Annotated in this window: 6 protein-coding genes; 2 read left to right on the top strand and 4 right to left on the bottom strand. The window is 55.4% G+C overall.

From position 1 onward, the window contains the following. Positions 1-608, bottom strand: a 608-nt coding sequence (yegD, locus tag ACLQ7H_RS07900; protein WP_411752189.1) for a molecular chaperone, incomplete at its 3' end; no start/stop codon positions are given. A gap of 253 nt (positions 609-861) precedes the next feature. On the opposite strand from yegD, the gene alkA reads away from it, so the two are divergent. Continuing rightward, on the top strand, positions 862-2,370 hold the full coding sequence (gene alkA / locus ACLQ7H_RS07895) for a DNA-3-methyladenine glycosylase 2 (protein ID WP_411752188.1): 1,509 nt from the start codon (positions 862-864) through the stop codon (positions 2,368-2,370). Here alkA and ACLQ7H_RS07890 read toward each other — a convergent pair. The 3 genes from ACLQ7H_RS07890 to ACLQ7H_RS07880 all read right to left on the bottom strand — a co-directional run bounded on the left by ACLQ7H_RS07890 (position 2,338) and on the right by ACLQ7H_RS07880 (position 7,617). Further along, complete coding sequence (locus ACLQ7H_RS07890; protein WP_411752187.1) at positions 2,338-5,679, bottom strand: diguanylate cyclase; 3,342 nt, start codon at positions 5,677-5,679, stop codon at positions 2,338-2,340. The two genes, alkA and ACLQ7H_RS07890, sit on opposite strands and share 33 nt — an antisense overlap. A 171-nt stretch (positions 5,680-5,850) precedes the next feature. Beyond that, positions 5,851-7,284 (bottom strand): magnesium transporter, encoded by a 1,434-nt coding sequence (mgtE, locus tag ACLQ7H_RS07885; RefSeq protein WP_411752186.1) that lies wholly within the window; start codon positions 7,282-7,284, stop codon positions 5,851-5,853. Positions 7,285-7,449: 165 nt separating this feature from the next. Then, entirely contained in the window at positions 7,450-7,617 is a 168-nt protein-coding gene (locus ACLQ7H_RS07880; RefSeq protein WP_411752185.1) for a YfgG family protein, read from the bottom strand. A 528-nt stretch (positions 7,618-8,145) separates the two neighbouring features. On the opposite strand from ACLQ7H_RS07880, the gene ACLQ7H_RS07875 reads away from it, so the two are divergent. Further along, entirely contained in the window at positions 8,146-10,389 is a 2,244-nt protein-coding gene (locus ACLQ7H_RS07875; RefSeq protein WP_411752184.1) for an EAL domain-containing protein, read from the top strand. Positions 10,390-10,400 lie beyond the last annotated feature (11 nt).

Raw genomic sequence — 10,400 nt, 5'->3', positions numbered from 1 at the left:
GCTTCAAAGTCCAGCCCAGCGGCAACCGGTTCGAACTGGAACTCGATCTCTTTGAAACCGGCCCGTTGTGCGGCGCGGTGCAAAATCCCCTGCGCCTGCTGGTTAGCCTCTTCACCGCCGGTGCCCTGGAAGTTGATTGGGCGGCCAATGACGGCCTGATCGATGCTGGTCTGTAATACGCCTTCCGCCTGGCGCTTGATGTGGAACATCATGGCGCACACCAGATCTTCAAATAGCGCAATCTGTTGTGGCTTCAGGCCGTTAGCCCCGAGGAAGGATTTTGGCGAACGGACAAAATAGACTTCTTCCGGATCTTCGATGTAGTGTGCCAGCGCTTGTAGGCCAAACAGCACGCTATCGCCATTGACCGGAATATCCTCTTCGCGGTTGAAGGTGATGGCGCGGCGCAGCAACTGCTGGTTTTCCTCGCTGCCGGTTGGCACCTGCCAGTGGCGATGCAGGCACTCACTCACCGCCTCACGCGTCGGTGCGCACAGCATCGAAGGGAGATAGGGTTCGTTGTTTTCCAACGTCAGTAATTCAGGACCCTGATCGCGCATAACGGCGACAGAACAGTTGGCAGTGCCATAATCGAAGCCAATAAACATTTTTCGTTCCCCATGCCGATGAAGGGGGGCGACTTTACCCGAGACTGGTCTGCCGAGCAACGAGTGGGCCGCTAACTGGCGAAAAATTTAGCGGCAATCGCGGCGGCATGGTTAACTTGAACCAGGTTGGAGACAAGGGCACTGAATTTGTAGGGGCGCCGCATGCTGCGCCCGTTTAACAGCACCCCGACAAAGTGAGTCAAACAGGTTAATGTCCGATTCCCGCACGTCAGCCACAGGTCCGAGCGCCATAATGAACAAAAAACTGACTCCGAGCGATGCCATGAAGAATCAACAACAGGCGCTGTATAGCGCGCTGAGTGCGCGTGACCGTAAGTTTGACGGACGATTTTTTGTTGGTGTCTCCTCCACCGGTATCTATTGCAGGCCGGTATGTAGCGCCCGCACGCCGAAAATCGAAAATTGTACGTTTTACCCCAGCGCCGCCGCTGCCGAACTGGCCGGTTTTCGCCCCTGCTTGAAATGCCGTCCCGAATTGGCTCCAGGGCTGGCGCTGATCGATCTGGGCAATCGCTATGCTCAGGTTGCGGTCCAACTGATTGAGCAGGGCTATCTTTCAGAACACAGCTGTGAACAGCTGGCCACCCGCCTGGGGATTTCCGATCGCCATCTGCGGCGCATTTTTGCCGACCAGTTTGGCGCTTCCCCTATCGATTACGCTCAATCGCACCGTCTGTTGCAGGCCAAACGGTTGTTGGCGGATACCGATTTGCCATTGAGTGAGGTGGCGTTTGCTGCCGGGTTTGGTAGCCTGCGGCGTTTCAATGAGCTGTTTAAAGCTCGCTATCGCCTGATCCCTTCGGCATTGCGCAGCACCGCTGGCCGTAGTGAGCGCGCTGCCACCAGCGGGCTGGTGTTTCATCTGGGATACCGGCCACCTTACGATTGGGTGCGTATGTTGGGGTTCTTACAGGCACGTGCGGTCAGTGGGGTGGAAAGCGTTGTCGGTCAACAATACTGCCGTTCGATCGCGGTGGATCAGGGCGGCGTTGATTATTGCGGTTGGGTGAGCGTCCAGCCGGAAGAGGCGCGTAATCGGGTGCGGGTGGAAATAGCCCCATCGCTCAGCAGGGTGACGACCGAAGTCCTGCGGCGCATTCGCCAACTGTTCGATCTGGATGCTGCACCAGACCGCATTTGCGAGGCGTTAGGTGCGCTAGCGGCGGATGCGCCCGGTTTACGTTTGCCAGGCTGCGTCAGCAGCTTTGAGCAGGCTACGCGTGCGGTGTTGGGGCAGTTGGTCAGCGTCAAGATGGCGGCTACCTTTGCCGGACGGATGGCGGAGCGCTGGGGAACGGCGCTGGAGCCGCCGTATGGCGATATCACTCATGTTTTTCCGCAGGCGGCGCGGATCGCTCAGCTGCAACCGGAAGAACTGCGTCCATTGGGTGTACAACTGAAGCGTGCGGCGGCGCTGATTGAAATTGCGCGCAGGGTGACAGAAGGGCGTTTGCAGCTGGATAACGTGCTGGATATTGAACAGGGTATCAAAGAGTTAACCGCACTGCCGGGGATAGGCAGTTGGACCGCCAGCTATATCGCTATGCGGGCCTGGTCATGGCCGGACGTTTTTCTGGCAGGGGACTATCTGATCAAACAGCGTTTCCCCGGCATGACGCCGCGCCAGATTGAGCGCTATGCCGAACGTTGGCGGCCTTGGCGTTCCTACGCCACCTTGCATCTGTGGCATAACGATCGCTGGGTACCTTCAGTGGATACCGAAGTAGCCGCCGCTGAGTAAATCGCCCAGCGGTACCTCCAGCGCAACGGTGTCACCGTCTACCAGATCGACCCCGATGGCGGTCAGCGCATTTAGCGTAACCTGCTGATGTGCGGGTCCGGCCAGGGTTTGGGCCTTAATACGATGTGCTGCACCATGGATCATAGAAACCATCAACTCATCCATTTGGTTGCAGTGGACATCGGTGATAAAACGCTCGTCGATGCGGATGTAATCGATCGTCTGGCCGTTTAACTGATCGAAGGCGTTCAGATTGCGGCCAAAGCCATTGACGATCAGCTTGCAGCCCATCTGCTGCAAACGGCGGATAAAGACACCGCCATCTTGTGGGTGATCGAGCACGATAGTCTCATCCACCATCAGATACAGCGCACTGGCTGGCAGTACGGAAGCCGCCAGTAACTCCTGTAAATAAGTTTGAAAATCCAGATCCAGCACGCTGTCCATGGCCAATGGCAGCGCAATGGCCAATCCTTTGTGGCGCAGAGCCTCGGCGTGTCTTTCCAGCACCTGGCTCACCAACCAACGATCGACGTCGGGCAGCAGGCCGTAGAGCCGAGCTGCGGCGAAGAAGGACTCAGAGGTTAACAGGCGTTCGTCGGGTGGGCTAACGTGCAGCTTTAGCTGATAGAAACAGACCGCCTGTGGCGTTTTAGGCGGCGAGGCTGCCCTGGCGCGTAACAGCAAATGCTGATTATCGATAATATTCAGCACTTCCTGACGCGTTAGCAGCTCATGCTGGCGCTCCATCTGCTGCTTTTGTCGGGCTTCATAAATATAAACCTGTCCGCGGCCATGGTGTTTGGCGGTATAACAGGCGATATCGGCCTGGGCCAATAGCTCGCTACTCTTGCCGCTAGTGGCCCCGATTTGCGTAATACCGGCACTGGCCCCGACATGATAAATCTTGCCTGCCCAGCAGAATGGATGTTCGCCGATCTGCTCGATCATCTGTTGCATCAGCAGCTTGGCCTGTTCCAACGAACAGTCGAACAGGATCAGGCCGAATTCGTCGCCACCGAGCCGTGCCAGGCAATCGCTGTTACGCAGCTGGCGTTGCATCAACTCGCCAATCTCCCTGAGCAAGGCATCGCCGGCCGCGTGTCCGGCGCTATCGTTAACCGCCTTGAACCTGTCGAGATCGAGGAACACCAGCGAGTGCTGTTGTTGGTGTTCAACCGCACTGGCAACGGCACCCTTCAGCCGCTTCTCGAAGCTGGTACGGTTTTTCAGGTTGGTCAGCGCATCGTGTGAGGCATTGTAACTGAGTTTTTTCATCAGTTCCCGCGAGGCGCTGACGTCCTGCAATACCATCACTGCCCCCATCACCTCGCCCTCGATGGTTTTCAGCGGTGATACCGATTCCTGTACGTCGAAGCGGCGGCCGTCGCGGCTATGCAGTACCAGCGCGTATTCTGCTGGCAGCGGGGGACCCACTTGTAGGCAGTTTTGCACCGGATTTTCTATTTCTGGGCCGTCCTGGCCGTTGGTCATCCGCACCACACCGCTGATCGGCATACCGAGCGCCATCTCCAGCGGCCAACCGCACATCTGTTCTGCTACCGGGTTCATAAAGGTGATGCGCATGTCGCGGTCGGTGGAGATTACCCCCTCGCCGATGGCGTCCAGCGTAATGTGCAAGCGTTCCTTCTCTTCATGCAGCGCTTCGGCCAGCGATTTGATTTCCGTCATGTCGATATTGGTACCGATCATCCGCTTCGGTACACCGTGCTCATCGAGGATGGTATTACCCTGGCCGCGAATATGGCGAACTCCCCCCAGTCGGGTCTTAATGCGGAACTCCATCACAAACGGCTGGTGTCGGTCAGTGAGCGTCGCCAATTGCCGCTCGATACGTTCGCGATCTTCTTCCAACAACAAAGAGCTCCACAGTGCGAGGGTGGGAGTTTGATCCGGCATCAGTTCGTACAGCTCGAACATCCGCTTGTCCCAGGTGAGTTTATCTCCGGCCAGCATCCATTCCCAAACGCCGATCCCACCGGCCTGATTGGCTAGCGTAATGCGTTCTACCAGGCTGCGGTTCTCCGCTTCGGTCCGTTTGAGCTCGTTGATATCTTCTACTTGGGAAATAAAGTACAGCGGCTGGCCCTGGGGGTCGCGCACCAGTGATACTGCCAGCAAAGTCCAGACGCTCTCCCCGTCGCTGCGGATATAGCGTTTTTCCATGGTGTAGCTGCTGATGTGGCCATCAAGCAGGTCTTGTAACTGAGTCAGATCGGCATTTAAATCATCGGGGTGGGTGATTTCTTGAAACGTCAGGCGGCGCAGGGTTTCTGGGGTATAGCGCAGCAGTTTGCACAGTGCCTGATTAACCTGTAACCATTTCCCTTCTGGTGACACCAGTGCCATGCCGATGGCCGAATACTCCAACGCATTGCGAAAACGCGCTTCGCTTTCCACGATATGCTCTTTTTCCACCCGGAAGGCATGCATCACCATCGCCATGGCGTGGGCCGGGATCAGGATCAACATCAACGGCAGGTAGATCTTCACATCGCTTAAAAACGTCTCTCTATCCTGAAAATGCAGTAGCCCGAGCGAGATCATCACCGTAATCATCAGGGTAGTGGTAAAACAGATAATAAAGGCTTCGAGCCGTGGCAGACTGATCGCTGCCCACAGCAACGGCAGGATGATAAAGGTAAACGGGAAGGGCAGGTTGAGCAGCGCCAGATAGCTGAAGGTCAATGTTCCCAGCGATACCAGCAGCAGTTCGAACAGGTTCAGCGTTTTTAACATTGAGCGGCGATAAACCAGCCCGATCGGTGCCAGAGCCAGTACACCGATCGCCTCGGAAATAAACCAGGTGCTGAAGGGTTGCCAAAAGGTTTCCCCAGGTGCGGGGGCCACCGTGGCCGCCAGCAGTGCGCTGAACATGGGGGTGAAGATCACGGCGCAGAAAACAAATTTCAACCAGCTTGCCAAGCCGTTTAACGGATCGTCTGGCTGCAGTATTCGCCGTAACAGCAGGGTACAGACGGTGGCTTCCAGCAGGTTAATCAGCGTGAGTTTGACCGGGAACCAACTGAGGCCGAACAGCACGAAACTGGCAACACACATGCCGATCCCGCTAAAGATCAAGTGCAATGGCCAATTGCGCGCTGGCTGGTGGAACATCAGCATAATCACGGCGGCGGTCGGGAACCACAGCGGGGTGAAGTGGCTGGATTCCGCAGACAGCGTCAGGCACAGATAGGCCAGCAGAAACACAATCAATGCGCTCAGCAACGAGTGAGTGAACAAGGTACCTTTAGCTTTGAGTGGGTGCTGCGCTGCACTGAGATCCATCGGTAACCTTCACTATATGCTATCGATCAGGAAAAACCTGCTGCCATTTTACTCACCAGAGGGTAGTACAGCAGGCGTGTAATACCTACCCAAGTATATACTCGTCTTGTGACAAGCCACAGTGTTACGCACAACTTGGCTCTGCGCTGGTCTACCTATCGGTGACGATGACTAAATCAGGAATACGGTCGCCAACCCCAGGAAGATAAAGAAACCGCCGGTATCGGTCAGGGCGGTGATCAGCACGCTGGAGCCCACGGCAGGATCGCGGCCCAGTTTGAGCATGGTCATCGGTATGATCACCCCCATCAGCGCCGCGACCAGCAGATTGAGCATCATGGCCAGCGTCATCACGCCTCCCATTGCCAGATCGCCATACAGCAGATAGGTGACCAGCCCCATGATGCCGCCCCAGACTACCCCGTTGATGATGGCTACACCCAACTCTCTGAACAACAGGCGTGAAATATTGCCCTCTTCGATCTGATGCAGCGCCAGCGCCCGCACGATCATGGTAATGGTCTGGTTGCCGGTATTACCGCCGATACCGGCGACGATGGGCATCAAGGCGGCCAGCGCCACCAACTGTGAAATGGTGTGTTCAAACAGGCCAATGACCCTGGAGGCGATAAAGGCGGTGCAGAGGTTGATTGCCAGCCAGGCCCAACGGGTTTTCACCGCTTTGCTGACAGGGGCAAACACGTCTTCTTCCGGGCTTAACCCCCCCATGCGGCGCAGGGTGGTGTCGCTCTCTTCATTAACCACGTCAACGATCTCTTCGATGGTCAACCGCCCCATCAGTTTGCCTTTGGCATCGATCACCGGGGCGCTGATCAGGTCATAACGTTCAAACGCGCTGGCCGCCGCTTCGGCTTTGTCTTCCGGTTGGAAGGTGGTAGGATCGCTGTCCATCACCTTAAACACTGGCGTTTGCGGATCGTTAAGCAGGATCGCGGTCAGCGGCAGTTCGCCTAGCAGGGTATTTTTGCGGTCGGTGACGAACAGCTTATCGGTGGCGTCCGGGATGGCTTTACGTTGACGCAGGAAGCGGTGTACGGCCCCCAAAGAGACGTCCGGGCGTACCGAGACCAGTTCGAAGTCCATCATCCAGCCGACGGTATCCTTACCGTAATGCACCATCTCGCGCACCTGCTCACGCTGTTCTGGCTCCAGTGAGGTCAGCAGGCGGCCCATCAGGTTACGTGGCAGGTATTGCGCCAGATAGGCCTGTTCATCGACATCCAGGGTTTTGATCGCCTTGAGCAGGTCTTTATCGCTCATCTCTTCGATCAGGCTATCCCAGACCGGTTCGGCCACTTCCACTAGGGTTTGGCCGCGCTTGGTGTTATCCACCAGTCGCCACAGCGCCAGACGTTCATCTTGCGGCAACGCCTCCAGCAGGTCCGCCAGGTCAGCGGCGTGCATATCTTGCAGCAAGTGGGTGATTTCGGCGGTATGATTAAGCAGTTCGCCTTCGCTGAGTTGTTTTTCATCCCCTGAGCGGCCAAGAATGCCGTCAACCAAAGGGGCATTATTCAACAACAGGCTCAGAATGCGCTGACGATACTCAGCGACTTTTTTGACGTTATGTGTTGCGGCGGACATGGAATTCCTTAACGCTGACTTGGCACACCGGGTTCCTTTTAGACTATCTTTAAAAGATAGAGCATAGCGGTGGCTGGCGTGATTTTTATCAATCTGATGGCGCAGGGTCAGAAGCTTTGACGTGCCAGTGACTCAGGGTGATGGTCGCTTGGTAGGGCAGGGTAATCACCGATTATCCACGCGGGCTTCCTGGGTCTGCGGTTCAGGCAGCGATCTCTTTTCCTGATGATGGGGGATTGCGGCAATGGCGGCATACAGCAGGCGACCGACTAGAATGATGAAACTGATCAGCAGCACTACTTTGGTCATGCGCCCGGTCGAGGTCTTTCTCATGGTTCATTGAGCCCGTCGGTTTTTCCCATTGGCATGGTTCAAGCACCGCATTGGGGCTGCCGCTGGAAAATGATGGTGGCGATTACTGTTGTTTGAGGCATGCCTGCCGCGGCTAACATTGATTAAAATTGTAAACGGAATTCTAGGCTCTGATGACAAAAGATGTCCATTTATTTCCGTGCGTTTGACCGAGTAATTTAGCAGGGGTTTATGTCCCTCACTTTTTAAGCGGTCACTCGAAATTCGCGGGCTATAGATTTTGTCTGATTTTTTGTTGTGTATTAATAGGTTATTATCGACCCGCAAAGTGTCTTATGGATTTTTATAAGCATTTTCTTAATTAATTGATCGTGGTCAAATCTTAAGCTATCACAGAGAATAGAATTCACAGCCATTCTTGATGCTGGAACCGCATGTCTCAGCCTGCTCCCCGAATGGTTTTGTGGTGGGATCGGATCCTACCTTCTCTACGATTTAAAAGCGCTTAAGCGACGAAGTGAATCACGCCTTAGCGGATACAGTGTCTTGATGGGTATTTTAAAGTTCTGGAATAATTTACGTGACCGTTGGTGGGGGCAGCCTGTCGTGCTGAGCCTGCTGCTGGTGCCGCTTGCAGGCTGGCTTTCGCCGCGTCTGATGCTGCCTGATGGCAAAGTGTATCTGATCTATCTACCGCTGGTGGTCTGCTTTTCTTTGCTGATGGTTTATGACTGGCGTGCCATGCCAGGCATCGCTTTGGCTATCTTTATCCGCTACTCAAACCGTGCCGGCAGCGAAGTCGACGTGATCTTGACGTTGCTGTATGTGGGATGTCTGAGCATTTGCTGGTGGGGCTATCGCTGCCAGTCCCAGCGCCGCTGGTGTGTCGGGCTCACCGAATTGAAGCTGGGTAAACACCGGCTGATCTGGTTGGTGCTGATGCCGCCGGTGCTGTTTATATTTGGTTTACAGCTGGTTATCGGCCTCGATTTGTTACCGGATGAACTCGGTATGCTTTCCGGTAGCGGGAATCATCTGCATGCCCTGATCAACTTCCAGGCTATCCTGATCGGTTGCCTGTCTTCCATGCAGCTGTTCTATTTCGTCTTGCGGATCGTGAAAAACCCCAAATTTGCCCGCGTACTGTTGGGAAGGATCCGCCGTCAGATGGCGCCGTCGGTCAAAAAGAGCGAGCTGCAACTGTGGCTGGCGGCGTTGATCGCCTTGGTGGTGGTGCTTGCTTACCACTCGGCAGATACCAACGCGATGCAGGTGCCCGACTACAGCCTGACGCTGTTATTGCCGGTGATGCTGTATAGCGCCATGCGTTTTGGTTACCTGTTCAACTGTATTATCTGGGCGGCAACCCTGTTGGTGCTGTTCTTTAACTATCCGGGCTATGTGCAGTGGGACAGCCTGCTGCATAACCTGACCATGATCTCGTCAATGATGCTGGCGTTCACCCTCAGTATTTTGCTGACCTCTGCGGTGCATACTCGCCAGCGCATGGACCATGCCAAGGCGCAAAACGCCTCGCTGAAAGATCCGGTTATCGGCTTACCCAACCTGCGTGCATTGAAGCGCGATCTGGCCAAGGTGCCGCGTTCTACGCTGTGCTTCCTGCGCATTTCCGAGCTGGATTTGCTCAGCCGGAACTATGGCATGCAGTTGCGCATCCGTTTCAAACAGAAGCTGGCGGGCAGCCTGCGCACGGTACTGGAGGAAGGGGAGGACGTCTATCATCTACCGGGGTACGATCTGGTGTTGCGGCTGAACGGTTCTGACGGTGAGGCCCGGGTGGCTAAAATCCAGAGTACGCTGGAGAAGTTTCGTCTGGTGTGGAACGGCCTACCGATCCATCCGCCGCTGGGGATGAGCTACTGCGGTGTCTATTCAGAAGTGGAACACTTGCATTTGCTGCTGGGGGAATTGAGCTCGTTGGCGGAAATGTCGCTGACCAGCGGCCGGCCTGAAAATGTGCAGAACGATCATCATGTGGTACAGGATGAAATCAAGCGCAAGGTCGCCTTGTTACACTGGGTGCAACGCTCGCTGGATAACGACGGTTTCATGTTGATGGCTCAACCGATTGTCGGGGTTCGCGGCGACTCTTACCACGAGATCCTGCTGCGTATGCTGGATGATGACGGTAACGTCATTCCCCCCAACGAATTTCTACCGGTGGTGCATGAGTTTGGTTTAGCTTACCAGTTGGATATGTGGGTACTGCGCCAAACCTTGCAGTTTATGGCGCTTCATCGCGCAGGTATGCCTAGCGCGCGCTTTGCCGTGAATCTGTCACCGTCCTCGTTGTGCCGCCCGAGCCTGTGCCAAGACGTGCGCGATGCCTTGCGGCAATACCAGATTGAGCCTTACCAACTGGTGCTGGAGGTGACGGAGTCTCATCTGGTGCAGGATGTGAAATATGCCAAGAACTCGCTGAAAGAGCTGCGTCAGTTAGGTTGCCGCATTGCCCTGGATGATTTTGGCACCGGCTATGCCACCTACGATCGCCTGAAGGAGCTGCATGTCGATATCTTGAAGATCGATGGCAGTTTTGTGCAGGACATGCTGACCAGCAAGGTGGATTACCAGATCATTTCGTCAATCTGTAAGGTGGCGCTGATGAGGAGGTTGTCGATTGTGGCGGAATACGTCGAGTCGGCCGAGCAGCGCGATGCGCTTAAAAGTCTGGGCGTGGATTATATGCAGGGCTACTTTATCGGTAAACCCCAGTTGTTGGCGTCTCTAGTGCCGATGGAGGCACTGCCGGAAGACGAAGAGTCTGACTGAGAGTATGCCCC

Origin of the sequence: Serratia sp. (in: enterobacteria) (assembly GCF_046715635.1) — a bacterium.
Classification (GTDB): domain Bacteria; phylum Pseudomonadota; class Gammaproteobacteria; order Enterobacterales; family Enterobacteriaceae; genus Chania.
Note: the sequence above shows the minus strand (reverse complement) of the source record. Positions and strands in the feature narration are given on the sequence as shown.